Source organism: Pseudomonas sp. TH32, from assembly GCF_016650855.1.
In the GTDB taxonomy this organism is placed as follows: Bacteria; Pseudomonadota; Gammaproteobacteria; order Pseudomonadales; family Pseudomonadaceae; genus Aquipseudomonas.
On sequence record NZ_JAEKFA010000002.1, the window covers coordinates 680077 to 706707 of the forward strand.

At 58.0% G+C, this 26631-nt stretch carries 29 protein-coding genes and 1 pseudogene; 15 read left to right on the plus strand and 15 right to left on the minus strand.

Features of this window, described 5'->3' with window-relative positions:
• Nucleotides 1-2: 2 nt before the first annotated feature.
• A complete protein-coding gene (locus tag JFV30_RS06835; RefSeq protein WP_201126133.1) occupies nucleotides 3-992 on the minus strand; it encodes an AraC family transcriptional regulator in 990 nt (329 codons plus the stop codon).
• A gap of 65 nt (nucleotides 993-1057) precedes the next feature.
• Here JFV30_RS06835 and JFV30_RS06840 point away from each other — a divergent pair.
• Nucleotides 1058-2289, plus strand: a pseudogene (locus JFV30_RS06840) (MFS transporter).
• Between the two features lie 72 nt (nucleotides 2290-2361).
• Here JFV30_RS06840 and JFV30_RS06845 read toward each other — a convergent pair.
• The 3 genes from JFV30_RS06845 to JFV30_RS06855 are packed head-to-tail and all read right to left on the minus strand — an operon-like array spanning nucleotide 2362 to nucleotide 4359.
• Entirely contained in the window at nucleotides 2362-2847 is a 486-nt protein-coding gene (locus JFV30_RS06845; RefSeq protein ID WP_201122648.1) for a MaoC family dehydratase, read from the minus strand.
• A gap of 30 nt (nucleotides 2848-2877) precedes the next feature.
• The gene (gene panB, locus JFV30_RS06850; RefSeq protein WP_201122649.1) at nucleotides 2878-3717 is read right to left on the minus strand and encodes a 3-methyl-2-oxobutanoate hydroxymethyltransferase; all 840 of its coding nucleotides are present in this window, start codon (nucleotides 3715-3717) and stop codon (nucleotides 2878-2880) included.
• Between the two features lie 24 nt (nucleotides 3718-3741).
• Nucleotides 3742-4359: a LysE family translocator gene (locus JFV30_RS06855; RefSeq protein WP_201122651.1), complete on the minus strand. Its 618-nt coding sequence runs from the start codon at nucleotides 4357-4359 to the stop codon at nucleotides 3742-3744.
• A 189-nt stretch (nucleotides 4360-4548) separates the two neighbouring features.
• On the opposite strand from JFV30_RS06855, the gene JFV30_RS06860 reads away from it, so the two are divergent.
• From JFV30_RS06860 to JFV30_RS06870, 3 genes are all read left to right on the plus strand, one after another.
• On the plus strand, nucleotides 4549-5001 hold the full coding sequence (locus tag JFV30_RS06860) for an Lrp/AsnC family transcriptional regulator (RefSeq protein ID WP_169387601.1): 453 nt from the start codon (nucleotides 4549-4551) through the stop codon (nucleotides 4999-5001).
• 240 nt (nucleotides 5002-5241) lie between these two features.
• Complete coding sequence (locus tag JFV30_RS06865) at nucleotides 5242-6225, plus strand: DUF1852 domain-containing protein (RefSeq protein ID WP_201122652.1); 984 nt, start codon at nucleotides 5242-5244, stop codon at nucleotides 6223-6225.
• A gap of 27 nt (nucleotides 6226-6252) precedes the next feature.
• Nucleotides 6253-7287 (plus strand): methionine synthase, encoded by a 1035-nt coding sequence (locus tag JFV30_RS06870; protein ID WP_201122654.1) that lies wholly within the window; start codon nucleotides 6253-6255, stop codon nucleotides 7285-7287.
• Between the two features lie 96 nt (nucleotides 7288-7383).
• On the opposite strand, the gene JFV30_RS06875 is transcribed toward JFV30_RS06870, so the two are convergent.
• Complete coding sequence (locus JFV30_RS06875) at nucleotides 7384-8529, minus strand: serine hydrolase domain-containing protein (RefSeq protein ID WP_201122656.1); 1146 nt, start codon at nucleotides 8527-8529, stop codon at nucleotides 7384-7386.
• Nucleotides 8530-8533: 4 nt separating this feature from the next.
• On the minus strand, nucleotides 8534-9601 hold the full coding sequence (locus tag JFV30_RS06880) for a fatty acid desaturase (RefSeq protein WP_010175849.1): 1068 nt from the start codon (nucleotides 9599-9601) through the stop codon (nucleotides 8534-8536).
• Nucleotides 9602-9872: 271 nt separating this feature from the next.
• On the opposite strand from JFV30_RS06880, the gene JFV30_RS06885 reads away from it, so the two are divergent.
• Nucleotides 9873-10436, plus strand: a complete 564-nt coding sequence (locus tag JFV30_RS06885; protein WP_201122659.1) for a recombinase family protein — start codon at nucleotides 9873-9875, stop codon at nucleotides 10434-10436.
• A 6-nt stretch (nucleotides 10437-10442) separates the two neighbouring features.
• Here JFV30_RS06885 and JFV30_RS06890 read toward each other — a convergent pair whose 3' ends face one another.
• Both JFV30_RS06890 and JFV30_RS06895 read right to left on the minus strand, forming a co-directional pair.
• Nucleotides 10443-10898: a thiol-disulfide oxidoreductase DCC family protein gene (locus JFV30_RS06890; RefSeq protein ID WP_201122661.1), complete on the minus strand. Its 456-nt coding sequence runs from the start codon at nucleotides 10896-10898 to the stop codon at nucleotides 10443-10445.
• A 243-nt stretch (nucleotides 10899-11141) separates the two neighbouring features.
• On the minus strand, nucleotides 11142-12479 hold the full coding sequence (locus tag JFV30_RS06895) for an MFS transporter (protein WP_201122663.1): 1338 nt from the start codon (nucleotides 12477-12479) through the stop codon (nucleotides 11142-11144).
• Between the two features lie 241 nt (nucleotides 12480-12720).
• Between JFV30_RS06895 and msrA the strand changes: the two genes are divergently transcribed.
• Nucleotides 12721-13227: a peptide-methionine (S)-S-oxide reductase MsrA gene (msrA, locus tag JFV30_RS06900; RefSeq protein WP_169387608.1), complete on the plus strand. Its 507-nt coding sequence runs from the start codon at nucleotides 12721-12723 to the stop codon at nucleotides 13225-13227.
• Nucleotides 13228-13510: 283 nt separating this feature from the next.
• Here the strand turns inward: msrA and JFV30_RS06905 are convergent, their stop codons facing one another.
• From JFV30_RS06905 to JFV30_RS06915, 3 genes are read right to left on the minus strand one after another with little or no spacing between them, the layout of a single operon-like run.
• Nucleotides 13511-14854 carry a c-type cytochrome gene (locus tag JFV30_RS06905; RefSeq protein ID WP_010175837.1) on the minus strand — a complete coding sequence of 448 codons (1344 nt, stop codon included), beginning with the start codon at nucleotides 14852-14854 and terminating at the stop codon, nucleotides 13511-13513.
• A 17-nt stretch (nucleotides 14855-14871) separates the two neighbouring features.
• Nucleotides 14872-17124: a xanthine dehydrogenase family protein molybdopterin-binding subunit gene (locus JFV30_RS06910; protein WP_201122665.1), complete on the minus strand. Its 2253-nt coding sequence runs from the start codon at nucleotides 17122-17124 to the stop codon at nucleotides 14872-14874.
• Nucleotides 17124-17576: a (2Fe-2S)-binding protein gene (locus JFV30_RS06915; RefSeq protein WP_169387611.1), complete on the minus strand. Its 453-nt coding sequence runs from the start codon at nucleotides 17574-17576 to the stop codon at nucleotides 17124-17126. The genes JFV30_RS06910 and JFV30_RS06915 overlap by 1 nt, the downstream gene beginning before the upstream one ends.
• A gap of 524 nt (nucleotides 17577-18100) precedes the next feature.
• Here JFV30_RS06915 and JFV30_RS06920 point away from each other — a divergent pair.
• The 3 genes from JFV30_RS06920 (at nucleotide 18101) to JFV30_RS06930 (ending at nucleotide 20053) form a co-directional block, all read left to right on the plus strand.
• Nucleotides 18101-18382, plus strand: coding sequence for a hypothetical protein (locus JFV30_RS06920; protein WP_242487033.1), 282 nt, complete (start codon nucleotides 18101-18103; stop codon nucleotides 18380-18382).
• Nucleotides 18379-19278, plus strand: coding sequence for a TIR domain-containing protein (locus JFV30_RS06925; protein ID WP_201122667.1), 900 nt, complete (start codon nucleotides 18379-18381; stop codon nucleotides 19276-19278). Before JFV30_RS06920 ends, JFV30_RS06925 begins: the two co-directional genes overlap by 4 nt.
• A gap of 262 nt (nucleotides 19279-19540) precedes the next feature.
• Nucleotides 19541-20053, plus strand: a complete 513-nt coding sequence (locus JFV30_RS06930; protein ID WP_201122669.1) for a hypothetical protein — start codon at nucleotides 19541-19543, stop codon at nucleotides 20051-20053.
• A 144-nt stretch (nucleotides 20054-20197) separates the two neighbouring features.
• On the opposite strand, the gene JFV30_RS06935 is transcribed toward JFV30_RS06930, so the two are convergent.
• Complete coding sequence (locus tag JFV30_RS06935) at nucleotides 20198-20803, minus strand: hypothetical protein (RefSeq protein WP_201122672.1); 606 nt, start codon at nucleotides 20801-20803, stop codon at nucleotides 20198-20200.
• A 674-nt stretch (nucleotides 20804-21477) separates the two neighbouring features.
• On the opposite strand from JFV30_RS06935, the gene JFV30_RS06940 reads away from it, so the two are divergent.
• Nucleotides 21478-21711, plus strand: coding sequence for a hypothetical protein (locus JFV30_RS06940; RefSeq protein ID WP_003214497.1), 234 nt, complete (start codon nucleotides 21478-21480; stop codon nucleotides 21709-21711).
• Between the two features lie 123 nt (nucleotides 21712-21834).
• On the opposite strand, the gene JFV30_RS06945 is transcribed toward JFV30_RS06940, so the two are convergent.
• Together JFV30_RS06945 and JFV30_RS06950 are read right to left on the minus strand one after the other, a co-directional pair.
• Nucleotides 21835-22071 (minus strand): hypothetical protein, encoded by a 237-nt coding sequence (locus JFV30_RS06945; RefSeq protein ID WP_201122674.1) that lies wholly within the window; start codon nucleotides 22069-22071, stop codon nucleotides 21835-21837.
• Nucleotides 22072-22242: 171 nt separating this feature from the next.
• A complete protein-coding gene (locus tag JFV30_RS06950; RefSeq protein WP_201122676.1) occupies nucleotides 22243-22569 on the minus strand; it encodes a DUF6124 family protein in 327 nt (108 codons plus the stop codon).
• A gap of 457 nt (nucleotides 22570-23026) precedes the next feature.
• Between JFV30_RS06950 and JFV30_RS06955 the strand changes: the two genes are divergently transcribed.
• From JFV30_RS06955 to JFV30_RS06970, 4 genes are all read left to right on the plus strand, one after another.
• On the plus strand, nucleotides 23027-23626 hold the full coding sequence (locus JFV30_RS06955) for a hypothetical protein (RefSeq protein WP_201122678.1): 600 nt from the start codon (nucleotides 23027-23029) through the stop codon (nucleotides 23624-23626).
• 48 nt (nucleotides 23627-23674) lie between these two features.
• Nucleotides 23675-24067: a hypothetical protein gene (locus tag JFV30_RS06960; RefSeq protein WP_201122680.1), complete on the plus strand. Its 393-nt coding sequence runs from the start codon at nucleotides 23675-23677 to the stop codon at nucleotides 24065-24067.
• A 124-nt stretch (nucleotides 24068-24191) separates the two neighbouring features.
• Nucleotides 24192-24632 carry a tryptophan-rich sensory protein TspO gene (gene tspO, locus JFV30_RS06965; RefSeq protein WP_201126135.1) on the plus strand — a complete coding sequence of 147 codons (441 nt, stop codon included), beginning with the start codon at nucleotides 24192-24194 and terminating at the stop codon, nucleotides 24630-24632.
• A gap of 62 nt (nucleotides 24633-24694) precedes the next feature.
• Nucleotides 24695-25600, plus strand: a complete 906-nt coding sequence (locus tag JFV30_RS06970) for an alpha/beta hydrolase fold domain-containing protein (protein WP_201126136.1) — start codon at nucleotides 24695-24697, stop codon at nucleotides 25598-25600.
• On the opposite strand, the gene JFV30_RS06975 is transcribed toward JFV30_RS06970, so the two are convergent.
• Nucleotides 25597-26160 carry a hypothetical protein gene (locus tag JFV30_RS06975; RefSeq protein WP_201122682.1) on the minus strand — a complete coding sequence of 188 codons (564 nt, stop codon included), beginning with the start codon at nucleotides 26158-26160 and terminating at the stop codon, nucleotides 25597-25599. The genes JFV30_RS06970 and JFV30_RS06975 overlap by 4 nt on opposite strands.
• A 117-nt stretch (nucleotides 26161-26277) precedes the next feature.
• Between JFV30_RS06975 and JFV30_RS06980 the strand changes: the two genes are divergently transcribed.
• A complete protein-coding gene (locus JFV30_RS06980) occupies nucleotides 26278-26625 on the plus strand; it encodes a c-type cytochrome (protein WP_207201941.1) in 348 nt (115 codons plus the stop codon).
• Nucleotides 26626-26631: the final 6 nt, after the last annotated feature.

The window sequence follows — 26631 nt, forward strand, 5'->3', positions numbered from 1 at the left end:
GCTCAAGACCCGCCGGCTGGCCCCGGCGGCTGCCCGGTGACGCGCTTGAACGCCCGGCTGAACGCCGCTTGGGAGTTATAGCCGAGGCGCTGCGCCACGGTTTCGATTGGCAACCGCTCCAGCGTCAGCCACTGGCTGGCCAGGCGCATTCGAAGTTCGGTGGCGTAGCGCAGCGGTGGCAGGCCGAGGGTGCTTTGAAAGTGCTGGGCGAACACCGAGCGGGAGGTGTGACATTGCGCCGCCAGTTCCTCCACCGTCCAATCGCGCCCCGGCTGTTGATGCAAAGCCAACAGGGCCTTGGCCAGGCGCGGGTCGCGTAACGCGGCCACCAGCCCGGACGCATTCCCGCACGCACATTCAACCCAGCCTCGAACCACCATGGCCGCCACCACGTCTGCCAGGCGCGCAAGGATGCCGGCGAAGCCGATGCGGGCGCTGCTGACTTCACGCTCCATGGCCGCCAGGATCGGCATCAGCCCCGGATAACGCTGGCCCTTGGCGTCGATCAACATGAGGTCCGGCATCAGGCGGCCTAGGCCCTGCAAACTCCCCAGCTCAAACTCCATGCAGCCGCTGAAGAGCAGGGTGCTTTGATCCTCGCCCCCATCGAGCCGGGCATCCACCGCACACACTGCATCACCGAGGGACGCCGCATCAAAGCTGTCGATGGCGTGCACCGGCACCTCCGGGCCGGACAGCAACTGGTGGGCGCCCCCGTGGGAGATGAACACCGCAGTGCCTGGCGTCAGCTCGTACGGGGTGCCGTCCTCGGTACGCAGGGTGACGCAGCCGGCCGCGATAAGGTGGAAGTAGGCGTGCCCGGGTTTGGCCGGGAAACCCAGGCCAAACGCCGGCCCGGCCTGGATACGCCGGTACTCGACACCCCGCAGGCGCATGCCGCGCAGCAGCTCGTTGATGAGGTCAGAGGACACGTCGAACGGTTCTGGCGGCATCATTTCCGGGGTTTCGGTAAAGGATTCAAGATTTTGCATCATAGATCATCCTGCTCTTCGTACCTAGACTTCCGGTCGCGATAACTTTTAGAGGATGTCTGGTGATGAGCAATAGTGTGTGTGATGCAGTATCCGGTGTGGAGGCCGCCCCTGCGGCACCCGCCTGGATGGCGGTGTTTTCGTTGGCGATGGGTGTGTTCGGATTGCTCACGGCGGAGTACCTGCCGGCCAGTTTGCTGACGCCGATGGCGGCCGAACTCGGCGTCTCGGAAGCGTTGGCCGGGCAAGCGGTGACGGTCACGGCGGTGGTGGCGTTGTTCGCCGGGCTGCTGGTGCCGGGCCTGACCCGTGGCATCGATCGGCGTGTGGTGCTGCTGGCTTTCAGCGCGCTGATGATCTGTTCCAACCTGCTGGTGGCGGTCTCGTCGAGCCTGACAGTGTTGCTGCTGATGCGGGTGTTGTTGGGCGTCGCACTCGGTGGCTTCTGGAGCATGGCGGCGGCGGTGGCGATGCGGCTGGTCCCGGCGGCGCTGCTGCCGCGTGCGTTGTCGATCATCTTCAGCGGCATCGCGGTGGGCACGGTCGTGGCCGTACCGCTGGGCAGCTTTTTGGGCGGTCTTTATGGATGGCGCAGCGCGTTCCTGGCCGCTGCCGCCGTGGGGGCGTGACCCTGGTTTTTCAGCTGTTCACATTGCCGTCTCTCGCACCCCGCAGGACCGCACGCTTGAGGACAGTGCTCGACGTACTGCTGCGCCCGGGCATCGCCGTGGGCATGTTGGGGTGCGTGTTGGTGCACACCGGGCATTTCGCGTTGTTCACCTACATCCGGCCCTTCCTGGAAAGCACCACCGGTGTCGACGCCGAAGGGCTGGCGCTGATGTTGCTGGGCTTCGGTGTGGCGAACTTTGCCGGCACGCTGCTGGCCGGATGGCTACTGGTGCGTCTGCCCCGCGGCACGCTGGTGCTGATGCCGGCGCTGGTCGGCGTGGCAGCACTCGCCCTGGCGCTGTTGCCGGCGACCGTGACGGGCCAGGTGGGGTTGTTGATGCTCTGGGGCCTGGCGTTTGGCGGTGTACCGGTGGCCTGGTCGAACTGGGTGGCGCGGGCGGTGCCCGATCAGGCCGAAAGCGCCGGCGGCATGGTGGTGGCCTCGGTGCAGTCGGCGATTGCCGCCGGGGCGGCGGCGGGCGGCGCGATGTTCAGCTTCAGTGGGATTGACGGGGTGTTTGTTGCGGCGGGTGTGTTGATGCTGCTGGCGGCGCTGTTGATTGCGTTGAAGGTGAAGGTTGATGCGCCTGGGCAAGGCGCAGAGGCGGGAGCAGCGTTTCATCTTTGAAAAAATACCTGGGGGAAAGGGGCGTATGGACAGGGTCGAGGTAGACCGATCCGTTCGCCCCCTTTCCATCAATCAACCCTCGGGGCGGGCAGCACCATTGGTGGGGTCTCCTTCAGCGAGCATCTGACCAAGGCGTTCACGTTGTTCAGCACTGGGCAGCACACCCGTCGTTGTCGCCTCCAGTACCGTGATGCCTTCTGCGTTGACTATCCGCACTTCGGCCTTTGCATGCCCTTGCTCATCGATGCCTGCGATGAGCCAGTGGCAGGTGATCAGGTCGCCCGCGTACACGGGGCGCTTGAACTCGAAACTCATGCCTGTCGCCAGCCAACCCATTTGCCCACCCACTTCGGTGACGAGACTGGCTGTCAGCAGGCCATGGGCTATGGGCCTCTTGAACCCGCGCAACGCAGCGTACGGGGTGTCGCAATGCACCGGGTTGTAGTCGCGGGAAATCTGCGCAAACTGACGAATGTCATCTTCTGAAAAACAACGCATGACCGTGAACTGGTCTCCAACATGCAGACCTTCGGCGGCACGTTCTCTTGGGCTTGTCATACAGGCTCCTTGAAAGGTGAGGGCGGGAAGCTAAAACGTATGCTCGGGGCCTGGAAACGCTCCTGTACTCACCTCGAGTGCAAAGTCCTTTGCCGCATTGTGCAGTACCGAACGCAGGTCAGCGTATTGCTTGACGAACCGCGGCAGGCGACCAGTGCGGAGTCCGGCCATGTCCTGCCAGACCAGCACTTGTGCATCGCACTGGTTGCCAGCGCCAATCCCGACGGTTGGAATCGAAACCGCCTCGGTGATCGCTCGACCCACATCACCGGGCACCATCTCAATCAAAATGGCGAATGCACCGGCGGCTTCAAAGGCCTTGGCAACGTCTATCAGGCGCTGTGCATCTTCGTCACGACCCTGCACACGATAGCCGCCCAGTTGATGCTCCTGCTGTGGCGTAAAACCGATGTGCGCCATGACAGGTATGCCTGAACGGGTGAGCATCTCGACCTGAGGCAGCACCTCGGTCCCGCCTTCCAGTTTCACCGCGTGTGCACCGGCTTCTTTCATGAAACGAGCAGCCGTATGAAAACACTGCTCCGCCGACGCCTGGTAAGAGCCGAAGGGCAGATCGGCAATGACCAGTGCCTGCCGGGTCGAACGGCTGACCGCGCGAACCAGAGGGATAAGTTCGTCAACGGTGACGGCCAACGTGGATTCGTTGCCGTACACATTGTTGGAGGCGGAGTCACCCACCAGCAGCACCGGTATTCCGGCCTCTTCAAAAATAATGGCGCTGTACATGTCATACGCAGTGAGCATCGCCCATTTCTGGCCCTCTCTCTTCATCTGTTTCAGATGGGGAATCCGGACTCGGGTCTGTCGGGCGAGCGGTGCGCTGCCGTACGGCGAAGGTTGGTTGTTCATGGTGTCTGTCTCGCTGATGGAAAGTTAGTCCAGCACTTGTTCGGTAAGCAACGTCACTGCGATAAGGAGCATGGCTGTCCCGGAGAACCGGCTGACCCAGTGCGCTGCGGCGGGGCGTGTGCGCAGTACGACGTGTGAGCCAAACCCAACCAACAGATAAACAACGCCACAACTGAGGGTGTGTACGAGCCCCAGCACGATCATCTGCATCGGCACGGGCCAGGGCACCGTGGCATCGGCAAATTGAGGCAGGAGCGCCAGGAACAGCAGGAAGACTTTCGGGTTCAGGCCACTGATGCAAAGCCCCTTGAGCATCCAGCGCGTCCATGAGCCGGACGCTTGAACGTCATCCGCCCGGGGCGCGGCGGGGCGAAGGAGCATATTGAGGCCCAACCAAAACAAGTAACCCGCACCGGCCACCGTCAGCACTGACAGGGCCACCGGGTGGCTGGCGACCAGCGTGCCAACACCTGCGGCAACCACCAGCGTGGCGATCAAATGACCGGACAGCAGGCCCGCCACGGCGGGTACGACGACTCGATGTTTCAGCCCCGCAGAAATCGCATAGGCCCAATCCGCACCGGGCGTAATGACGAACAGAATCGACATCGCCCAGAAGGCTGCAAAGGTACTGAAACTCATGCCGTCCCCCGCGCCCATTCGTGACTCACCGCTTTATTCATCATCCTGCCTGTCCTTTCAAAAGCCGTCCCTCGGGTTTTTTAATGCGGGGCACGGTGGTTAATGACGGGAGGAAGATTAGTGAAATATGGTTAGAATTAGCTCTCAAAGCATGCTGTTATTGTGTCTTTTAAGGGGAGAAAGTTCTGATTGGACAGAATAGACCGGAAGATTCTTGCTGAGCTGCAACGGGATGGGCGACTTTCCGTCACGGAATTGGCCGAGCGCGTAGGGTTGAGTCTCTCTCCTTGCCATCGGCGGGTGCGGGCACTGGAAGAATCTGGTGTGTTGCTCGGCTATCGGGCGCAGCTTGATCCCGTTGCGTTGGGCCTGAACTTTTCCGCCATGGTGTTTGCCACTCTCCGAGACGGCAACCGGCAAGCAGTCGAGGCGTTCGAGACGGCACTCATGGATATCCCGCAGGTGGTCGATGCCCAGAGGCTGTTCGGGGAGCCGGACTACCTGCTGCACGTGATTGCCCAGGACTTGCCCGCCTTCCAAAGACTTTACGACGAGAGACTTTCCACACTGCCCAATGTGCAACGGCTGACCTCCACCCTGGTGATGAAGCGGGTCATTCAAGACCGGGCGCTACCGTTGTAACTGGCGCACTACGTGCTCTTTACTTCAGCGGCCGCGCAGCGGTTACGCACACAGTCGGTGACAGCACTATTCCATCATGAAGAGGGCTAAAGAGTTGGTGAAATCAATTCATTATCACTCAGTCAATGGCTCAGCCTAAAATACCTCTTAATTATAGATAATATGAAGACTGCCGGGTGCAAGCCAGAAGAGTGCTAGATAACTTCAGGTTTGCCCCGGAAAACAGGGTGTCAGATTATAATGAATAAAGAGTTTGTATTTACGATCAAGAGCATTTGTTTTGACGAGAATTATCATCCCTCGGAAAATACGCGCATCACCACCAACTTTGCTAACTTGGCGAGAGGGAAGAACCGTCAGGAGAACTTGCGCAACACGTTGAGAATGATCGACAACCGTTTCAATGCGTTGGCCCACTGGGATAACCCCAAGGGGGATCGTTATACCGTCGAGCTTGAAATCATCTCTGTTGAGATGGACATTGACGCTGAAGGCGGCAGTCATGCCATTCCGTTGATTGAAATATTGAAAACGAATATCGTTGATCGAAAAACCAATGAGCGATTTGAAGGCATTGTAGGGAATAACTTCTCCTCCTACGTGAGGGACTATGATTTCAGCGTGGTGTTGTTGGGGCATAACAAGGATCAGCCAACGTTCAGTACGCCAGATGATTTTGGAGACTTGCATGGCAAGCTGTTCAAGTGCTTCGTGAACTCAAGTGCTTACAGGGATAACTTTAAAAAGTCGCCGGTCATCTGCCTGAGCGTTTCCAATACAAAGACTTATCACCGGACTGAAAACCAGCACCCGGTGTTGGGTATTGAGTACGAGCAGGATGAATACTCGTTGACGGATGAGTACTTCAAGAAAATGGGGCTGAAGGTCCGCTATTTCATGCCTTCAAACAGTGTTGCGCCCTTGGCTTTTTATTTTTCCGGTGACTTGCTCAGTGATTACACCACTCTTGAGCTTATCAGCACCATCAGCACGATGGACACTTTCCAGAAGATTTACCGGCCCGAGATTTATAACGCGAATTCCGCCGCAGGAAAGTCCTATCAGCCGAGTTTGAAGCACCAGGATTATTCATTAACGCTCATTGTTTATGATCGAGAGGAACGTAGCCGGCTGGCGATTGAGCAGGGGAAATTTGTTGAGGAGCACTTCATCAAACCCTACCAGGCCACGCTTGAGCGGTGGTCCGCCCACTGCGCCTTTTAAATCATTAATAATACAAGGTCATCTATCATGAAAAAGCTATTGCCCACTTCAACGGCTGGCAGTTTGCCAAAACCCTCCTGGCTTGCACAGCCCGAGACACTTTGGTCGCCCTGGAAGTTGCAAGACGAGGAATTAGTCGAGGGCAAACAAGATGCCCTGCGTTTGGCGCTGCAAGAGCAACAGCACGCCGGTATTGATATCGTCAGTGATGGTGAACAAACCCGCCAACACTTCGTCACCACGTTTATTGAGCACCTCAGCGGCGTTGATTTCGAGAAGCGTGAGACCGTAAGGATTCGTGATCGCTACGACGCGAGCGTGCCGACGGTGGTAGGGGCTGTTGCCCGGCAAAAGCCGGTGTTTGTTGAAGATGCCAGGTTTCTGCGTCAGCAAACCGATCAACCCATTAAATGGGCGCTGCCTGGCCCCATGACCATGATCGATACGCTGTATGACAACCATTATAAGAGTCGCGAAAAACTGGCCTGGGAATTCGCCAAAATTCTCAATGAAGAAGCCCGGGAGCTGGAGGCTGCCGGCGTTGACATTATCCAGTTTGATGAGCCGGCCTTTAACGTTTTCTTTGATGAAGTGAATGAGTGGGGCGTCGCCACCCTGGAGAGGGCCATTGAAGGCCTTAAATGCGAAACGGCCGTGCATATTTGCTACGGCTATGGCATCAAAGCCAACACGGACTGGAAGAAGACGCTGGGCTCGGAGTGGCGTCAGTATGAAGAGGCTTTTCCAAAGCTGCAGAAATCCAGCATCGATATCATTTCGCTGGAATGTCACAACTCCCATGTGCCAATGGACCTCATTGAGCTCATCCGCGGTAAAAAAGTGATGGTAGGGGCCATTGATGTGGCATCCGATACCATTGAGACCCCGGAAGAAGTCGCCAACACGCTACGCAAAGCCCTTCAGTTTGTGGACGCCGACAAGCTCTATCCTTGCACTAACTGTGGCATGGCTCCTTTGTCTCGTGGTGTCGCGAGAGGCAAGCTGAATGCGTTAAGCGCAGGAGCCGAAATCGTTCGAAAAGAACTCTTGAACCTGCGCTGAAATACAGGCGGAAGGGGCGCGGTAGTTTGAAAAAATACCGCGCTGCTTCAGACCCTTTTTGGAACCCGGGGGAAAACAGTCGCCCTGAGCGTGAATTCAAAGCGCCGCGTAGACCAGGGACGATAGCCGGCCAGCGCGGGGATCAATCATCGTATGGCTGCCCGAGGTCGTGGTAACAAAACCAAAGCTCACGCGCTTTTCGGGATCGGCGAAGCTTATCGGGCCGCCAAGCCCGATATGCCCAAAGGTGTTCGGGCCCATTGCGTGGGAAGCCATCGGGTCGCGTTGCTGCTCCAGCATGCAGCCCAAGCCATAACGCATGGGGCGCATCCATACCCGATCCATGCCATGGCTGTGCTCTCGCGTGAACTCACTGAGCAGCTCGCGACCGATATAGTGCCCCGCCAGTAACGCACTGTAGAAACCGGCCAGGCCGTGAGCCGTGCCATGCCCGCACACACCCGGTTGCCGATAGGCCCACCAGCGCGGGTCACTGGTTCGCCTGGGCACCATCCCGGGGTTGGTGAAGGCCAATGTCGCGATGTGTGATGGCTGGTTTTTCAGCACGGTGCGCAACGCTTGCGAGTAAGGATCACCGACTCGCCCCGTGGCGCTGTCGAAACGGGCAATGCGATGAAAGTGTTTTTCGTCCACGCCAAGGTGAACGTCCAGGTCATGGGGCTCCAGAATCTGTTCGTGGATAAACACACAGGGATCTCGTCCGTCCACCCGACGAATCAACTCACCGAGAATCCAGCCAAACGTGGTGGTGCCGTACCCCAGGTCTGTTCCCGGTTCCCACCAAAGCGGCTCGGCCGCCAGCACCCGCACCATATGCTCCCAGTCATACATCATGGCGTTATGGTCGGGTGCCCGCAGCGCCGGCAGGCCTGCGGTGTGGTTCATCACCTGACGCAAAGTGACCTTGGCTTTCCCGTGCTGGGCGAACTCCGGCCAATAGCGGGCCACTGGCGCATCCAGCTCCAGCTTGCCCGCTTCAACCAGCATCAGAACGGCCACCGCCACATAGGGTTTTATAACGCAGAAGGTATTGGCCAGCGTATCGCGTGCCCAAGGCTTCGTGCCTGCCTGATCCGCCATGCCGGCCCACAGGTCGACAACCCTCTCGCCGTCTACCTGCACACAAAGCCCGGCCCCACGCTCCTGCGGATCATCAAACATCTCCTCGAAAGCCTGCCTGACGGCGTCGAACGGCGTCGCACACATCCCTTGCACGTTCATGAGTTCACCCCCGCGACCGAGTTTGAGAGTGCCCCAGGGAAAAACGGTTCGCACGTTTATAGGTGCCGAAGTCATTGAACCTGACACCGGCCTGCGCCATGACTTTATGCGCATAAGGTGCCGTCATCTGACGAAGATAGAACGGGTCTCTCACCACGAAATGATGAATGCTGTGAGTGCTGCCGAAGTTGAAACAGAACATCTGGAACGGCCACAACCACCAAGGGTTCATTACCTGTGTTTGTTGTAGCGCATTACGCGGGGCAACATCACCGTAATAGTGCATGTTTGAACTTATAAAAAACAGGCAGAACTGCCGGATCATATTGGGCGCGATCAGGATAACTACCACGCTATTGATGACACTCATGAACTCCAGCGTCGCAGCCGAACTCTGAATGTCCTGACCCATGAATGACCCCGCCCACACATACAGGTGGTAGCCGAGGAACACATACCAACACCCCCAGTACAAAAGCCCGAAAGGTGTATTGAGTCGGATAATCTTGCCTAACAATCTGACCTTTTGCCGCCATCCCGGCGCAAAAACCGCGTTTAGAAAACCAAATACAAAACCGTCGATCAGTTTCAATAAGCGGAGTATTCCCCAAGGGCTGCCACTGGTTGTGATCCACGCCTCGACATCCGTATCCGTTCCGGATTCCTTATGATGATGAAAGTGCAGATTGCGTCTTAACCAGGGACTCGGCATTCCCGGCCGGGCCAGCCAGCAGAAAAACATCATGGCATTATGCGCCAGCGGCTGCTTTCGGAAATAAAGCCGATGAATCAAGTCATGTTCGATCTCATGAATGAACGACGTGAGCAGCGCATTGATCAGGATACACGTCCAGGCGGGGATGAAACCCTTTATGTAGAGCCCTCCCGTCACGACCATCCCGACCAGGGAAAACACCATGACACTCGCCCCCAGAGCATTCTGGTGTTGCAGGATCGGATAACGTTTGCGCAGGTAATTCCCATGCTCGGTAATGCTGCGGGTTACATGATCAATCTTTTCCTGATCGGTAGTCAGGCGATCAATGTCTATCGCGTTTTCCATGACGTTCATCAATTCATCCTCTGCTTGCTACGGGCTATAAAACAGCGGGCATACGAATTCACTGCGTGAATTCACGCGGGTCAATCGGTAAAAGTGAAATCGACTGTTTTTCTTGCACTTGTTAGGAATATTGCAGGCTTTAAAATGATAAGGTAAGTTCAAGTCTTTGCAACTGTGTATTTTGGGTGGGTTCAGTGTTACAGGTGTAAGGAATTAATGGTTTAGTTACAGTTTGTACAAGTACAAAACGACTTTGTACAAGTATTGCCAAGGAGGCACCATGAGATTGCATCGCATCAAATATTTCCGGCTTTCCTTACAAGAACCTGAGGGCGCGGTAGAGGAAATAACAAGGCCTGATGTATTTGACGCAATGTTTTGCGATGAGCGTGCAGACAATGCCGAGAATCGCGCAGGCCTTGAGCGGCTGATTCGCTACCTGCAGCCCGGGGACACTGTCGTCGTGGACAGCATGGCCTCGCTCACCTCCAGTACCGAGCAGCTGTGCAGCATCATTCGCCGGCTGATTGAAAAGCAGGTAACGCTGGAGTTTTCCAACGAAAACCTGATCTTCCGGCATGACTGCCTTGAAGTGGTGGAGCCCATCATTGCGGTCATGGAACTGGTCGCGCAGTTCGAGCGCACTGCGGCGAGGGAAAAACAGGCCGCTGGAATTGCTACCGCCAGGAATCGCGGGTCCTACGGTGGTCGCAAGAAAAAACTGTCTGACACTCAGGTTGTCAGTTTGATTGACCGCGCCTGCGCTGGAGAAAGCAGATCCAAATTGGCGCGCGATTTTGAGATCAGTCGCCAGACGCTTTATCGGTACTTGAGAGCTACATAGGGGCGGCTAATATCGTGTGTCATTCAAAAACCGCCGTTCATGGTCCGGGTCCGGCAACAGGCAGGTGTCGTACTTTCCGAACAGCCGATAGCGATTGCGCGCGATGCGATCGTAAGCCCAATCCCGAACGAAGCGCGGGATGGCCCGTAGTACCAGTAATGGGCGCCAGCGCGCAGGCAGTTGCGCAATGATGTCGAACACCGCCTCCGAACGCTCCCAATAGTGTCGGTCGCGGATCACCAACAGGGTGTCGAACTGATCCAGCGGCAGCCCGGCCCAGGCCAATAGCGCCTGACCTTCGGGCGATTGCACCGCCGCCAAGCGCACGCGGTGGTCGCGGTCATGGCGAATCAGGAACCTTGCCCAGCCGTTGCACAGCTTGCACACGCCGTCGAACAACACCACGGTTTCGCCGGGCTTGAGCAATGGCGCGGGGGTGGGGCGGGTTTGGGAGGCGAGCATGAGGGTGGGTCCAGTCGGGCCGGGTCAGCCTGGATCATACCCGCGTTCGTTCGCACTGTTTACTCAGGGAGTGGAGATCCAATAAACCAGGATATTCCAGTGTGGGAGCTGTCGAGCTTTAGCGAGGCTGCGATGGCGTCGGCACTGCCCACATTGCTGTTGCCTGAGCCACCGCTATCGCAGCCTCGCTAAAGCTCGACAGCTCCCACAGGGGATGTTTGTTGTCTTGGGTATTGTGTTCACTTAACGCGACAAGACTGCCGCCGCGCCTTTTTCCTCGGTGCCCACCTCATGCAGCGAAATCCGCGACGTCTCCGGCAACGCCAACCCGCCCGCCAATGCCAGCAACGCCACGGCAATCAGGTAAAACGCCGGTGACAGGTTGCTGCCCGTGGTGCTGATCAACCACGTCGCCATCAACGGCGCCGTACCGCCGAAGATCGTGTAAGCCATGTTGTAAGTAATCGCCGAAGCCGTATACCGCGTGCGGGTCGGAAAGGTCTCCGACAGCAACGCCGCCGTGACCACCCCACACAGCACCGCGCCCACCGCCAGCAACATCACCCCGACCACCGACGCGGCGAACGAACCGGAACTGGCCATCAGGAACGACGGATAGACCACCACGATCAACAACACACACGCCGTCATCACCGTGACCCGACGCCCCACCCGGTCCGAATACCACCCCGCCAGCGGGCAAATCGCCGCTGCGAAAATCAGCGCAATCAGCGACACCAGCAACGCCATCGCCCGGCTCAGTCCGCCCGCCACCTGCAGGTATGTCGCGAAGTAGGTGGTGAACATATAAAACGACAGCGCCGTGAGCGACACAAAAGCGCCCAGGCAGCAGATCGCCGCACCATGGTTGCGCAGGGTTTCCTTGAGCGGGGAGTGGGCGACCGCGTGTTCCTGCTTCACCGCCTGGAAGGCCGGCGTCTCATCCAGCTTCCAGCGCAGGTAAAGCCCCACCAGGCCCAGCGGTGCGGCGATCAGGAACGGCAAGCGCCAGCCCCAACTGCCCATCGCCTCGGCCGACAACGACGCTTCCAGCGCATAAGCCACCACGGCTGCTGCGGCGAAGGCAGAGAAGGTCGACACCGGCACAAAGCTGCCATACCAGGCGCGTTTGTCACTCGGCGCGTGCTCCATCAGATACGCACAGGCGCCCGCGTATTCACCGCCGGCGGAGAAGCCCTGGGCGCAGCGGATCAGCGACAACAGAATCGGCGCCGCCACGCCGATGGCGGCGTAGGTGGGCAGCAGGCCGATCAGCGTGGTGGCGCCGGCCATCAGCAAGATCGTCATGGCCAGCGTGCGTTTGCGCCCGATCCGGTCGCCGAGCATGCCGAAGAAAATCCCGCCCAGAGGCCGGAAGGCAAAGGCCACTGCAAATACCGCGAAGGTCTTGAGCAGCGCCGCGCTGGCGTCGCCGCTGGGGAAGAACTGTTGGGCGATGGTGGTCGCGAGGAAGCCATAGACAGCGAAGTCGAACCACTCGACGAAGTTACCGATGCCGGCGGCGATGATCACGCGTCGCAGGGTTTGGGGGCTGACCTGTTCGGTGGAGGGGCTCGTCATGGGGGAAGGCCTCGGCGGTGGTAGGGGGATGATTGATTATCGGGGGCAGGGGTGGGCGGCGGGGCTCAAAAGAGTCGTCCGCGTAGTCAGTAGCGACTTGGCGGGTGTGGAGTACGCAGGAATTGGGCCAGGTAAGGCGCGGGGACTGTCGACGGGCGGCGCGGGTAACCCGCGGTTCAGCCTTGGTATTACGCAACCCGGCCCCATAACTAGGGCTGTATCCATCCAGGGGAAGAACACCATGACCAACCACACCGAAACCGCCATCCTCGCCGGCGGCTGCTTCTGGGGCATGCAAGACCTGTTGCGACGCTACCCCGGCGTGCTGCAAACGCGCGTCGGCTACACCGGCGGCGACGTGCCGAATGCCACCTACCGCAACCACGGCAACCACGCCGAAGCCATCGAGATCGTCTTCGACCCGGCGGTGATCACCTACCGGCAGATTCTTGAGTTCTTTTTCCAGATTCACGACCCGAGCACGCCCAACCGCCAGGGCAACGACCTGGGGCCGAGCTACCGTTCGGCGATTTATTACCTGAGCGAACAGCAGCGCGACGTGGCGCAAGACACCGCGGCGGATGTGGACGCCTCAACGCTGTGGCCAGGCCGGGTGGTGACCGAGATCGAACCGGCGGGGCCGTTCTGGGAGGCGGAGCCGGAGCATCAGGATTACCTGGAGCGGATTCCCAATGGCTACACCTGCCACTTTATTCGGCCGAACTGGAAGCTGCCGAAACGCGGTTAAAACTGTGGGGGCGGGCGTACCTGATGAACACAGGTATCTACACAACGCTTGCAGCTGGCACAGAATCCCTTTGTGGTGAGCGGGCCTGTGGTGAGCGGGCCTGTGGTGAGCGGGCTTGCCCCGCGCTGGGCTGCGAAGCGGCCCTAAAACCAGCCACCGCATGGTGCCTGACACTCTGTGGTGGCCTTATTGGGGCCGCTTCGCAGCCCAGCGCGGGGCAAGCCCGCTCACCACAGGCCTGCTCACCACAGGCCCGCTCACCACAGCCCGCTCGCCATACCCCTCAACGCATCTGCAAGATAATCGGGCTGCTGCTCGCCGGGCCCGTGTGCTCACGCAACTTGCCCACCGCCTTCGCATCCACCGCACCGCCCTGATTGCCCCAGGTGCCGCGCACAAACGTCAGCACTTCGGCAATCTCCTGGTCCGACAACTGCTCCCGGAACGCCGGCATGCGATAAGCGTCCGCCACATTGGCCGCCACCACGCGCTGCGAGCCGTTGAGGGTAATGTTGATCGCCGAAGCATTCTCCTTGGCCAGCGCCGAGGTGGCACCCGCCAGCGGCGGCATCCAGTCCGGTTGCCCTTTGCCTTCCAAGCCGTGGCACGAGGCGCAGCGGGTCACGTAGGTATGGGCGCCCGGCACATCCAGACGTGCCGCAGCCGACACCGCCTGATACTGCCAGGCCGCCCCATCACGCTGCTCGTCCCCCGGCAACGACCTGAGATAGCGCGCAATCGCGGCCAGGTCATCGTCGCTCATGAACTGGGTGGAGTTGTTGAACGCCTCGGTCATCGAGCCATAAACCACCGCATGTTTATTGCGACCGGTCTTCAGGAACTGCACCACTTCCGGCTCGCTCCAGCGCCCCAGGCCGGTGTTGTGATCGTCCCGCAGGCTCGGTGCGTACCAACCATCCAGCAAGGCACCGGCCAGGAACGGCTTGCCGCTTTCATCCAGCGCCTTCTCGTTAAAGGCCAGGCCCCGCGGCGTGTGGCAACTGCCGCAATGCCCCGGGCCCTGCACGATGTAGGCGCCACGGTTCCACAGCTCGTCCTTGCCAGCCTTGGCGACGTACGGCTGGCTGTCGGTAAACACGCCATTCCACAGCGCGATGGGCCAACGCATATTCAGCGGCCACGGGATCGAACTCGGCTCATTGGCCTGCCGCACCGGCGCCACGCCCTTCATGAAGAACGCGTACAACGCCTTCACATCATCGTCGCTGAGCTTGGCATAAGACGGATACGGCATCGCCGGGTACAGCCGACGCCCACCCGGCGCGACACCGTGGCGCACCGCGCGGTCGAAGTCCGCGAGGCTGTAGCGGCCGATACCGGTTTCCGGGTCTGGCGTCACGTTGGTGGCATGGATCGCCCCCAGCGGCGTGGCCATCTCCAGGCCTCCGGCAAAGGGCGCGCCGTTGGGCACGCTATGGCAGGCCACACAGTCGCTGACCCGGGCGACGTACTCGCCGCGGGCGACCAGCGCCGGCTCCGTGGCGACGGGCCCGGCGGACAGCGATGAAGCAGGCTCTCGGGTGACATACCAGGCCAGCAGGCCTGCCGCGACCAGGCACGGCAGCGCCAGCCAGCCAACGGTTCTTGCGAATCGGCGGTTGTTCATAAGTGCTCAGGCCCCGGTCAGGTAAAGGAGTGGCGGCTTAACGGCATGCTGCGCACGCGCTGCCCCGTCAACGCCGCAACGGCGTTGGCCACGGCGGGTGCCACGGCCGGCAACGGCGGTTCGCCAATGCCGCCCATTTTTTCCCCGCTCTCGATCACGCGCACGTGCACCCGCGCCATCCGCGAAGGCGGCAGCACCGGGTACAAATCGTAGTTACGCGCCCGAGGCAAGCCGTCCACATACACCGCCTCTTCCAACAGCACCTGGGACAAGCCCAACGACACCGCTCCATTCACCTGCGCCTCGACAATCGCCGGGTTGACGATGCTGCCCGGGTCGATCGCCTGCCAGATGTCATGCACCTTCACCTGCCCGTTCTCGATCGACACCTCGGCAATCACCGCCGTCTGCGTGCCGAACGGCGACGCCATCGCCACCCCGCGCGCACGCTTGCTGCCGTCTTCGGCGACAAACGGGCCGCGTTTCCAGCCACCCGACAACTCGCCCACCGCCTTCAGCAGCGTGGTCAGCCGCTGGTTATCCCGCAGCAGATGCAGGCGCAACTCGAACGGGTCTTTGCCGCCCTTGTCGGCCAGCTCATCCAGAAACGACTCGTAGAAAAAGTCGTTCAGCGAGTTACCCACCGACCGCCAATAGCCCAGCATCACCGGGCCCTTCACATAAATTTGCGCGATGCGCTTGTTGGGAATCGCATACGACTTCCCTGACAAGCCCTCCAGCGCCGTCGGGTCGAGCTTCTCGCCCTGTTTACCGGCCAGGGCCTCGGTCGGCCCCTCGGTGGCACTCACCGCCTCAATCGCCACCGGCCAGCCGTCACCGTCCAGCGCCCCACGGAAATTCACCGCCGCCACCGGGCGCAGCACGTCCCGCAGGAATTCTTCTTCACGGCTCCAGATCATCTTCACCGGACGCCCGACCGCCTTGGCCAACTCAATGGCCTGCGGGTAAGGGCTGGCCGAGTCATACAGGAAATGCCGCCCGAAAAACCCGCCCAACAACGGCGAATGCAGGGTAATCCGCTCCGGCGCCAGGCCAGTGCGCTTGGCGATATCGGCCAGGAACATATCCTGCGCCTGATTCGGCAACCAGATCTCCAGCGAACCGTCAGCATTGAAACTCGCCAGCGCCGAAGGCGGCTCCAGCTGGGCATGGTGCAGATACTGGTTGTGGTACGTGGCCTCGACCTTGGTCTTGGCATTGGCCAGCGTGCCGGCCACATCACCCTCGTTCTCATCATCCCGGACCGGGCCGGTTTCTGCAGCGAGGCGCTTGAAATGCTCGTCGCTGGAAAAGTCCTTCGGCATCCCGCGTACTTTCGAGTCGGCCGCAGGCTCCAGCCAGTCGACCTGAATCGACTCCACCGCACGCTTGGCATGCCACCAACGCTCAGCCACCACCGCCACCGCACCCGGCAGGCGGTGCACCGAATGCACCCCCGGCATGGCCTTGACCTGGTCCTCGTTGCGCAGGCTGCGCACCGTCATGCCCAGGCGGGGCGCATGCTGCACCGCCGCGTGGAGCATGCCGTCCACCTTCATATCAATGCTGTACAGCGCCTTGCCGGTGGACTTGTCATACGCATCCAGACGCTTCACCGGCTTGCCGATCCAGCGGAACTGGCTCGGGTCGCGCAGCTTCACACTGGCCACGTCCGGCACCGGCAGGTCCATCGCCCGCCCGGCCAACTCGCCATACGTGAGGGAGCGCCCGGAGGCCGCGTGCACCACCTTGCCCGGCTCGGTCGACAACTCGCCCACCGGCACCTTCAACGCCTGCGCCCCGGCCTCCAGCAACATCGCCCGGGCCAACGCCCCGAGCCGGCGCATCGTCGGGTAACTCATGCGCACCGACATACTGCCGCCGGTGATACGCATGCCATTCTCCATCACCACAAAGGCCTCGCCGGGCGGGGCACACTCCACCAGGAACGTGGCCGGGTCGGCGTCCAACTCCTCGCCGACAATCTGTGCCATCGCCGTGAACGTACCCTGGCCGCCTTCGATAAACGGGCTGAGCAAACGAATCGTGTTGTCTGGCCGAATCTCCAGGAACGCCGGCACCTGCGTACCGCGCTCACCGGCGGCGGCCGCAGTGGCCGCCTGCACCCGGCCAGAACCCAGCGGCAGACCAAAACCAATCACCAGCGCACCCACGGCCGTGCTGGCCAGGAAACGCCGGCGCGACAGGTTCACCGGATCAGTCAACGCTGCGACCAAGGGCAGGGCAGCGGGATCAATGCGAACGTTCATCAGGCCTCTCCCTTCGCAAGGTCATGCACCGCCGCATGAATGGCGTTATAGGTGCCACAGCGGCAGAGATTGACCATCGCCGCCTCAATCTGCGCATCGCTCGGCTTGGGCGTGTGCTTGAGCAGCGCCGTGGCCGCCATCACCTGGCCGGACTGGCAGTAACCGCACTGAGCGACCTGATACTCGACCCACGTGGCAACGACCCGCTTGCCCACATCATCCGACTCGATGGCTTCGATGGTCGTGATCTCCCGACCAACCACCCCGGAGACCGGCGTGACGCAAGAGCGCACCACGTTGCCGTCCACCAGCACGGAGCACGCACCGCACTGCGCCAGGCCGCAGCCGTATTTGGTACCGGTCATGCCCAGGTTGTCGCGGATGACCCAGAGCAGAGGCGTGTCGGGTTCTGCATCGACTTGGTGGGTCTGCTGGTTAATTCGTAATTCCATGGCTCACCCGCTGATCATCGGTTGGTGTTGCATTTTTTTAGTATTTTTCAGGCGGCGAGGCTGGGCTCCGCCGCTGGGCATCGATGGCCCGTTTGGTTCGAACGCACGTAGCTTGAGTAGTGTAGAGGGATACTGGATTGACTCTAGACCGTAGGTCCGGGGGGCGCTATGCGAGGGGGTGAAAGGTCGGAGGATTAGGCAAGTTTTCGACAGGATTGCGATAGGGGAGTGCGCGCGGTTGGTGGTTTTCGTTGGTTACCTCACAGAGATAGTTTTTTATGAGGCGAACGGGATAGCAGATTTTGGCGGATGGCTATCCTTCACTAGCGACCGCTTGCGGACGCCCGAGACGATTGTTTCTGGCCAGCAACACAGGCGGCATAGACCTCCTACTAAGAGACGACTCTTATAACCATCGTGCGCTATCACCACTCATCGGTTTAGATCTCTAGGACTCCCGTGCTCCCTGTCCGTTGTGGCACGATCAGCTGTGCCAAAATGCCATTATCACGGATTGGGTGAGCATGATGATCAAAGGGTTGGATCAGTTGCAACGCGATTTGAAACAGGCGCAAATTGCGCTTAAAGAACTAGACGGCACTCTTTGTACGATCAATTTCGATCCTTTCGATCCTGCTAGCATCGAGCATGCAATACAGGAAGTCAGCGATACTATTGATCAGCGTGTAGGAGCTTATGCGGCCAATCCCTTTGTAGGACCTCTAATTGAAGGTATGAAAGAAAATTATCGAGCGCGGATAATTGAGCAGGCAGCCGCGAAGCGTCTAACAGGGGAAAACAAATGAGTTCCTCCGATATCTTTACCCAAATTAATAATTGCGTGTTAGATCTGCAATCCTCCCAGTCCCAAACATATGAAGTACCGTTGAAAAAACTCGCGCGGCTTTTATCTAGTTCCGAACTCGAACCAGTAAATGCCACTTTAACAAAGAATGCAGATCTTGAAGGTTTTTTGACGAAGAGCGAAGGTACTGGCGGAGGTTTTGCTGGCAGTCATCGACTAGCGTGGCCGGAAGATGATAAGCTAAAACTTGGCTTGACTATATTGCTGATCCAAAAGCTTGCGGCTGATCCGGACTATGCATTAAACTTTGGATATCACTTCTTTAGTAATGGTAGTAAGAAGATGATTTCCGGTTTTCATGCTTTTGTTGCTCAAGTAGTTATTCCGTTTGCGAGGGATTATAAGTCTCACGTCAAGATCAGCAATGCGTCACTAGCCAAATCTATTGTTCCGTCTAATAGGGTCTTCATCGTCCATGGTCATGATGAAGGGGCTAAACATATGCTAGCTAGATTTCTTGACCGATTGGGATTAGAGTCAATCGTTCTTCAAGAGCAACCTGATCGCGGCAGAACTATCATTGAAAAATTTGAGCATTCCGCTGAAGTCGGTTACGCCGTTGTACTGCTAACGCCAGACGATGTTGGCGGGTCTGTAACGGCGGATGCGCCCTCGGCACGGGCGCGGCAGAATGTAATTTTCGAGCTAGGATATTTTGCCGGTAAGCTTGGCCGAGGCCGTGTATGCCTCCTTAGGAAAGGCGACGTGGAGATTCCATCTGACCTTTTCGGGGTTGTGTACACGGAGCTTGATCCGCACGAGGGATGGCAAAAGCGGCTTGTTATGGAGATGAAAGAGGCGGGTTTAGATTTCGACGCTTCCAGACTATTTTCCTGAGGGTATAGCGCCTGGGCTAAAAATAGCCTAGGCGCTATTAGTTGGTGGGCTTACCAACGATACGCCTCGTATACTGGTTTCTTCCTAACACTTCTGCCCATGGCGCCACAGTTGCATTTGGTCGAAGCGGACATTTTTACAGCTGCAAAACTGGGGTCACAAAACTGGCGTCAGACCACATTTGAACTAGTGGCGGTCTGGCCTCAGTTTATGCTCTCAATTTTCGAGTGGAGCTGAAACTCTCAACAACCATGGAAGCATCATGAATTACGTTGATACTGCGTTCAGGCAACTCGCTCTCGCGTGGAAACTTTACGACTACGCACTTGATGGGAAGATCGATCTCGATGAACTAGATCGCCCACTGATATTTCAAGGTGGTGGTATGGTTCTAGTATTGCCGGATAAAGTCTTAGATACTCCTGATGATTTAATCTTGGCGCTACAGAACAATTTGGTTATTACATTTGGCGCCGCAGCAATCACGCTTAACCGTTGTCGAGAAGAAGCGGGACATGCGCTTTCCGATGAGATTATCACTGAAATCGATCAATTTATCGGCGTCACGTATCAAATCCGTAACGCGTTCGCTCATGACATTGCCGAGCCGCGCTGGAATATTCACAGAGCCCGTTATGCTAGGCTCTACGAATTTGGCGGAATACGCATAGACCTTACGGATGTCGGTACGAAAAGATTCGAGTATCAAGACATAGGTGGGCCAGATGTACTTTTCTTAATGAAGACATACGCAGAAACTCATCTTTGGCCCTAACGATTGTTCCGAAAATTGGGGCACGAAAATCGGGGTCAGACCACATTTAAAATAATGGTGGTCTGACCCCGATTTCCGCTGGCAGATAGTGACTGCTCAACACAGCTTCTTATTTGCTCAAAAATGCCTCATGGAAAATCGCTTTCAATATATTAATGCCAGCTGCGGCGGAGGAGGTGTTGCTGACCACGATTCTGAGGGGGCGAAAGGGGACGGATTTATTTGATTGAAAACAAATCCATCCCTTTTTGTTTTTTCAAAGATATGGATCATCTTTCGTGTTTTTTTTAAGCTTCCCACCGAGTTTTTTAAAAACTCACTCAAGTCTGCAATCAGGTTCTCTATTGCGCGATGAACACTGTTTCGGTGATCCGAACTTAATTGAGCTTTTGCGTTATATTTTCTTAGTGCTAAAAGTAGTTCGGCGTTAGCTGAGTTGGTAAGGTATTTTCCTTTTGCTTTGCCTTTGTATAGGAAATCATAGCGAAAGGGAATTTTGAAAATCCTTACTAACTCTAAATTTCCGTCTTGATTTGTATAGCTTCTTGCGCTGAGCGCATTATCATCGTCAGGGAAAATAGTTTGAGCTGCTTCAAATACTTTGATAAAGCTATTATGGTTCGGCAGTTTGAAGGAAAAGCTATGATGAACTGTGTAGTTGTCTCTGTAAATTTTATGGTCATACTCTCTTTTGGAATAAAGATCGTGCAGTAGACTTGCTAGTTCGAACTCTGTCATGGTCATGGTCATGGGTAGTTACTTGTCAGTAGAAAATACATACGGGATTTTTTGTTGCTTTTGTTAGGGGGGCGTAGAGCATTAATTGATCAAAAAAATATATGCCCTTTTGTTAGTCCTTGATGTTGTGGTTTTCTTATTTGAGCCACTTGTACAATCGATAACCCCCGTACCCTGCAACTGCTATCGCAGCAGCTGGCCATGCTGCTGCACTGGCCACGGTTACTACCCCAGCAGCCATTCCGCCACCGCCGGCAGCAACTGCACCTCCTCCGAGAGTTGCTAACGCAGAAGTAGTTGCTGCCGCACCCGTTAATCCTGCCGCGTTCGCTGCTGCAACCGCTCCCCCATAAACCATTGTGGCATTTGCTATCCCTGCTACTGCACCAGTTGCGATGGCGGAGCTTGCGGCTGTTGTATTACCAATTTCCATATTTTCACCGAAGGTAGAATGTGTGATTGACGGTGAAAATAGCATTTTGCCATCATCCAAGACAGCCCTAGATCGGCAGGTGGACTGTAGAGATTATGAGTCAGATCGCAACCAAAACCACCCCTTTCTCCCATACCGGTCTACCATGCCCCCCGGCAGTGGTTGCACGCGCTACCGACCTCAATCTCAAGGCATCGCCCATGACCTCTTCACCCCGCACCACCCCATCCCGCACCCCATCCGAGGCATCCCAATGAGCATCGACCAAATCAGCCTCCCAAAAGGCGTAGGCCCTCAGGCCATCAAGCTCCTCGACGCGATCACCGGTGCTGACACAAAGGAAGACCTGAACCGCGCAGGCGGCAAGGCTGAAGGTTTTGTATTGGGTCTGGAAAGCGCCAAAGCCATCAAAAGCCAAATCGCCGAGTCGTTGTACGTTGCATACGACGACGCGGCGAGCAATCGGTTGGGTGAGTTGAAGGGCTAATCCCGAAGGACTGCGTTGGGCTCTACGCCTGAGGTGTTTCGCGGTCCATCAGTTTGCCGATCAGCAATACGCTCGACTCGCTCAGCGGGTGAATGGCCTATTCCACGTCGCGGTCTTTATAGATCAACGACCTTTGTGGTTTTGCCATTCACTCCAGCAATTCTCCGCAATCAGATCGGGATAGCCGCGCTGCTTTTCCATATCAAGCGCAACGCTGAAGGGAAGGGTGATACAAACCGCCCTGTCTCGAATATCACAGACCTCAGCCTCAGTAAGAGGTGAGCCCTTTCTGTCTTCAGCGGCGGTGAGAACGGCTACGAGGGCGGGTACAAATACGAGGCACAGCGGATCAGCTTCCATGAATCACCTTTTGGGTTTCGACTCGGCTCATTACAACGAACCAGGCGGGGTTCAGCAATGGCTGAATGCACCGTGCTCCTCTCGCCGCGTCGTTGTATGAGGCATACCACGACGCGGCGAGTAATCGGTTGGGTGAGTTGAAGGGCTAGTCCCGCAGGACCGCGTTGGGCTTTACGCCCGAGGTGTTTCGCGGTCCATCAGTTTGCCGATCAGCAATACGCTCAATTCGCTCAGTTGGTGTATGGCCAATGCCACGTCGCGGTCTTTGCCGGTCAGTTCGTCGGACAGGTCGAGCAGCAGGGCGCTGACGGAGGAGACGGTTTCGTAGCTGTTGGCGATCAGGGTTTCGTTGCTGGCGCCGGAGCTGACGCTGAAGAGGGCGTTTGAATCCGGGGCGCTTTCAGTGGCGGGATTCAGATAGTGATCAAGGGCGCGTTCGGCCGCTTGATAGAGCTTTAAATCTGGGGCTTTCGGAGGATTCGGCGTTATTTTGAACATATAAGTATTCCTGAGTCGGGCCGCCACCTCGTCGCTACTAAACGAAAGGGTGGCAGCTGTGCGCAGGTTAGTAGACCGGTGAATACTTAAAGCCGGCGCGCCCGAGGGCGCCCTACGCACAGCCACCATCAAGCACAGACGAGACGTCTGGAGGATGAGGTTCATGCACGTAAGTATTCAAAGCAGGGCTACTAAACCCGGTCACTGAGTTTTCAGCGACCGAGCAACCTTAGAGATGACCACCCAGGTGCACAAGCCGGCGGATTCTGACGCAAGCGTAGGCAATGGAGCAAGGTGCTGCGGTCAACGCACAGCCTCCCTTACCCCGCAAACGGAACCACCAGCCGGTACGCCCTCAGGCACTTGTCGTAGAATGTGACAGAACCTGCGCAGCTTTCAAAGGAATGACCCCCTGGCAACCCGCGCAACGACCTGCCGTGCCCGTTATGGAAAACCTATGCGCTCTTATCGCCTGTTGTTCGTGGTACTGGCCCTGATCCTCAGTGGCTGCAGCATTCCGTATCAAACCCCCGAAGCCCGCCAGCAAATCGAGCGCGACCTGCAGATTGCCCCCGGCTCGGTGCGGGCCTTGAGCCAGACCAACTGGTGCTACCTGCCCTACGGCTCGGAGAATGGCGGCGATGGCCAGTGCCGTGCCACTCAGGGCCTGGGCGTTCTGGTGGACGATGGCTTGATTCTGAGTACCTATTCCGGTGGCAGCTATAAGCGTTTCATCACGCTGCGTACCCGCGATGTACTGTGCGTCAAAACCTTCCGCAGTCGTGAAGCCGCCGCGGCGTTTTTCGCCTTCACGCGGGCGGGCGCTGCTCAGATCATTCCGCTGACGGCCGAAGGGCAGTTCAACACGCCGGTGAAGATCCAGTTTCTGGATTACCTGCTGGGTGAAAACCAGCCGGGCGATCTGACCACGGATAAGACCTATGTGCGCGAAACGGGCAAAAACGCCTACTCCGTCGGGATGGTCCCGGGTACGAAAATTCCGTATGTGTCTGCGGTGGCGGCGACGGAAGTGTTCAATCCCTGCCCGGAAAAGTAATCGCCGCCAGTAACCCGGCGCACATGAATAACTCTCAAGGAGAACGACATGGCAGGTGGCGATATCGGGTGTGGTTCGTTTCAGGGCAGCGACAAGTCCGGGTCGGCCTTTGAGGCGGTGTTGGACGCGCTTCCGTTGCAGGCGCGTGACTGGGTCGAGGCGGCCAGGCAGCAACTCGATACGGCAGACGTTGTGCTGCTGGAGGTTGATCATGCCCAGGGCTTGCTTCCCTTTTTGCAGGACTACCAGACACGCTTGATCGCCGAGATCGGCCACGATGATTGGGAGCGGGCCGCGCGGGATGAGGCGGCATCCCTTGATGATGTGGCCGCCAAGTGGGGCGCGGGGAAGGGCTGGCGACTTTACTGCGTGCGGGATCTGGTCCGTGCGTGTGAGCAGGCGGCGGTGGAGCAACAGCCTGTCTATATCGCGTTCAGCTAGCGCATGTGTGCCGGCGTGCGGAGCAAAGAAAAATACACTTTTTGCTTCGCTGAGCGTCCAACCCTGAAACCGCCGTCATTGCTTTCTTCTCCAGGTAGCTGCTCCCAGCTAAGGACCGATTATGCTGACGTTGTGCATTTTTCTTCTGGCCTGCGCCGCCGCCGCGAGCACCGGCATTATCTTCAAGCCGGGCGAGTGGTACGCCACCCTCGTCAAACCCGGCTTTACCCCACCCAACTGGCTGTTCCCGGTCGCCTGGTCGATCATCTACCTGCTGCTGGCCTGGGCCGGCTACCGCCTGACCCTGATCCCCGGCAGCGAAATCGTGCTGGCGCTATGGGCCGCGCAGATTGCGCTGAATACCCTGTGGACGCCCGTGTTCTTCGGCGCCCACCGCATTCTCGCGGGCATGGTGATTCTCACGCTGCTGTGGCTGGTGGTCGCCGCCATGGTGCTGCTGACCGTGCGGCTGGACCTGATCACCGGGCTGATTCTGTTCCCTTACCTCGTGTGGCTCAGCGTTGCGGCTGCGTTGAATTTTTCCATCTTGCGCAATAACCGCTGAAGAGGAACTTCGAATTGGCGAACCACAAGCTATGGCCGGCGGGCGAGGGTGAAGTGGCGCAAATGCAGCGCTTCAACAAAAAGCTCGCCTGGTTGCCGCGCTTTCGCATCCGCAATCGCGTCACGCCCCGGGTGATCCAGGCGCTGTTGCGGGCCAGCCAAATGGGCGGCGCGAATAAATTGCTCAAGCATGGGCTTCAGGCGCAAACACGTGTGGTCGGTGTGGGCGGCGCTTCAGTGCCGGTGCGCATTATTCGGCCGAATGGAAAAGCCAAGGGCGTGGTGCTGGACATCCACGGCGGCGGCTGGGTAATCGGTAATGCGCAGATGGATGATGACCTGAACGTGGCGATGGTGAAGGCGTGCGACGTGGCGGTGGTGTCGGTGGATTATCGGCTCGCCGTCAATACGCCGGTTGAAGGGCTGATGGAGGACTGCTTGGCGGCGGCGCGCTGGTTGCTCGGGGACTGCGAGGAGTTTGCCGGCCTGCCGGTGATCGTCGTCGGCGAATCTGCCGGTGGGCATTTGGCGGCGGCGACGTTGCTGGCGCTGAAGCAATGGCCGGCGTTGCTGGCACGGGTGAGCGGGGCGGTGCTGTATTACGGCGTCTACGATTTGACCGGCACCCCCAGCGTGCGCGCAGCGGGGCCGGACACGTTGTTGCTGGATGGCCCGGGCATGGTTGAGGCGCTGCGCCTGCTGACGCCGGGCTTGAGCGATGAGCAGCGGCGCCTGCCGCCGTTGTCACCGTTGTATGGCGACTTTGCCGGGCTGCCGCCGGCGCTGATGTTTGTGGGAGAGCTGGACCCGTTGCTCGACGATACGCTGCAGATGGGTAATCGCTGGGCAGAGTCCGAGGTGTTCCTTTTACCGGCGTCTGCCCACGGGTTTATTCATTTTCCGACGGCGATGTCCAGCCGCGTGCTTGCTTACAGCCGCGAGTGGATAACGGCTCGTGTCGCAGATTAGATGGGGGACACCGAGGGGCACACCTTGGCCTGGTCGTTTTTAACCGGCTCGCGACTGACTTCCCCTGTGGCCGCATTCTTGACGATCTTATGAATGGCGATCGTGCAGAGCGCTGAGGTTGCCTCATAGTCCGCACCGGCTTCAGGCACAAAGTAAACGCTGTAGAAGCATTCATACCGGCGGGCGGAACCTGTGTAGACCACCGTCAGCGGCCTGTCGGGTTGGACATACACTTCGGCGCTGTTTTTCCCAGCCTCGGCCCCCGGGATTTCCAGGCGCTTGTCGTTGAAGGTTTTATCATTCAACGGGGCCGCGCTCCTGGCGTTGACCATGTCGGCACCCGGCAAATCCCAGTTGACGCAACGGGTATCTGGTATTAACCGCACCACTTGGTCAGTGATCACTCTCAGTCGGCTGGTGGTCGGGTTTTGCGGTTCTTTATACGCAGTGGTAAACGACTTGAGGCTGTCCAGGGTAGAGCACCCGGAAAACAGTGGCAGTGCTAAAAGGGCCAGGCATCTAACGGCTTTCAATCGACTCGCTCCATGCTGAGTGTTCATTGGTTTCTCTGGGCGATCCTTGCAAGCAAGTGCGGCCCGAAGGAAAATCATCCGGTTTATATAACAAGGTCACAGGGAACAGTGAAAGCAAAAATAGTATTCATCGCTTCGTTGGGGATGTTAGCGCTCGTTCAAACATCACTGTCCTTTGCGGACAGTGTGAATGGAAAAAACATCTACGTGCAGCGATGTGGCCTGTGTCATGGGGCCGATATCAAGGGCTCAGGACCGTTGGCCAATAAAAGCAACCCGCCTACGCCTGACCTGACAACGCCCGCGTTCAAGAAACGCCTGAATGATTATCCGGGCGTTATCGTGTCATCCGTCATTCTTCGCCCAAATGGCGACCTGATTCCCAGAACGTTGCGGGAGAACGGTGTGAAGCTGTCGCCGTTCTCCTGGAAGGTTCAGGATTTTCGCGATTTGAACGAGTACATGAGTGGAGTGATTTCAAAAAGCCGGTGATCGTTC

Excerpts from the sequence above, each read along its gene's own strand:
- JFV30_RS06960 (WP_201122680.1), top strand. The coding sequence starts at position 23,675 with ATGGCAGGTGGCGATATCGGGTGTGGTTCGTTTCAGGGCAGCGACAAG.
- JFV30_RS06940 (WP_003214497.1), top strand. The coding sequence starts at position 21,478 with ATGAGCATCGACCAAATCAGCCTCCCAAAAGGCGTAGGCCCTCAGGCC.
- JFV30_RS06920 (WP_242487033.1), top strand. The coding sequence starts at position 18,101 with ATGATGATCAAAGGGTTGGATCAGTTGCAACGCGATTTGAAACAGGCG.
- JFV30_RS06870 (WP_201122654.1), top strand. The coding sequence starts at position 6,253 with ATGAAAAAGCTATTGCCCACTTCAACGGCTGGCAGTTTGCCAAAACCC.
- JFV30_RS06950 (WP_201122676.1), bottom strand. The coding sequence starts at position 22,569 with ATGTTCAAAATAACGCCGAATCCTCCGAAAGCCCCAGATTTAAAGCTC.
- JFV30_RS06955 (WP_201122678.1), top strand. The coding sequence starts at position 23,027 with ATGCGCTCTTATCGCCTGTTGTTCGTGGTACTGGCCCTGATCCTCAGT.
- JFV30_RS06905 (WP_010175837.1), bottom strand. The coding sequence starts at position 14,854 with ATGAACAACCGCCGATTCGCAAGAACCGTTGGCTGGCTGGCGCTGCCG.
- JFV30_RS06855 (WP_201122651.1), bottom strand. The coding sequence starts at position 4,359 with ATGAGTTTCAGTACCTTTGCAGCCTTCTGGGCGATGTCGATTCTGTTC.
- JFV30_RS06930 (WP_201122669.1), top strand. The coding sequence starts at position 19,541 with ATGAATTACGTTGATACTGCGTTCAGGCAACTCGCTCTCGCGTGGAAA.
- JFV30_RS06835 (WP_201126133.1), bottom strand. The coding sequence starts at position 992 with ATGCAAAATCTTGAATCCTTTACCGAAACCCCGGAAATGATGCCGCCA.
- JFV30_RS06915 (WP_169387611.1), bottom strand. The coding sequence starts at position 17,576 with ATGGAATTACGAATTAACCAGCAGACCCACCAAGTCGATGCAGAACCC.
- JFV30_RS06970 (WP_201126136.1), top strand. The coding sequence starts at position 24,695 with ATGCAGCGCTTCAACAAAAAGCTCGCCTGGTTGCCGCGCTTTCGCATC.
- msrA (WP_169387608.1), top strand. The coding sequence starts at position 12,721 with ATGACCAACCACACCGAAACCGCCATCCTCGCCGGCGGCTGCTTCTGG.
- JFV30_RS06895 (WP_201122663.1), bottom strand. The coding sequence starts at position 12,479 with ATGACGAGCCCCTCCACCGAACAGGTCAGCCCCCAAACCCTGCGACGC.
- JFV30_RS06890 (WP_201122661.1), bottom strand. The coding sequence starts at position 10,898 with ATGCTCGCCTCCCAAACCCGCCCCACCCCCGCGCCATTGCTCAAGCCC.
- JFV30_RS06875 (WP_201122656.1), bottom strand. The coding sequence starts at position 8,529 with ATGAACGTGCAAGGGATGTGTGCGACGCCGTTCGACGCCGTCAGGCAG.
- JFV30_RS06945 (WP_201122674.1), bottom strand. The coding sequence starts at position 22,071 with ATGGAAGCTGATCCGCTGTGCCTCGTATTTGTACCCGCCCTCGTAGCC.
- panB (WP_201122649.1), bottom strand. The coding sequence starts at position 3,717 with ATGAACAACCAACCTTCGCCGTACGGCAGCGCACCGCTCGCCCGACAG.
- JFV30_RS06865 (WP_201122652.1), top strand. The coding sequence starts at position 5,242 with ATGAATAAAGAGTTTGTATTTACGATCAAGAGCATTTGTTTTGACGAG.
- JFV30_RS06880 (WP_010175849.1), bottom strand. The coding sequence starts at position 9,601 with ATGAACGTCATGGAAAACGCGATAGACATTGATCGCCTGACTACCGAT.
- JFV30_RS06975 (WP_201122682.1), bottom strand. The coding sequence starts at position 26,160 with ATGAACACTCAGCATGGAGCGAGTCGATTGAAAGCCGTTAGATGCCTG.
- JFV30_RS06885 (WP_201122659.1), top strand. The coding sequence starts at position 9,873 with ATGAGATTGCATCGCATCAAATATTTCCGGCTTTCCTTACAAGAACCT.
- JFV30_RS06910 (WP_201122665.1), bottom strand. The coding sequence starts at position 17,124 with ATGAACGTTCGCATTGATCCCGCTGCCCTGCCCTTGGTCGCAGCGTTG.
- JFV30_RS06845 (WP_201122648.1), bottom strand. The coding sequence starts at position 2,847 with ATGACAAGCCCAAGAGAACGTGCCGCCGAAGGTCTGCATGTTGGAGAC.
- JFV30_RS06925 (WP_201122667.1), top strand. The coding sequence starts at position 18,379 with ATGAGTTCCTCCGATATCTTTACCCAAATTAATAATTGCGTGTTAGAT.
- JFV30_RS06935 (WP_201122672.1), bottom strand. The coding sequence starts at position 20,803 with ATGACCATGACCATGACAGAGTTCGAACTAGCAAGTCTACTGCACGAT.
- JFV30_RS06980 (WP_207201941.1), top strand. The coding sequence starts at position 26,278 with ATGTTAGCGCTCGTTCAAACATCACTGTCCTTTGCGGACAGTGTGAAT.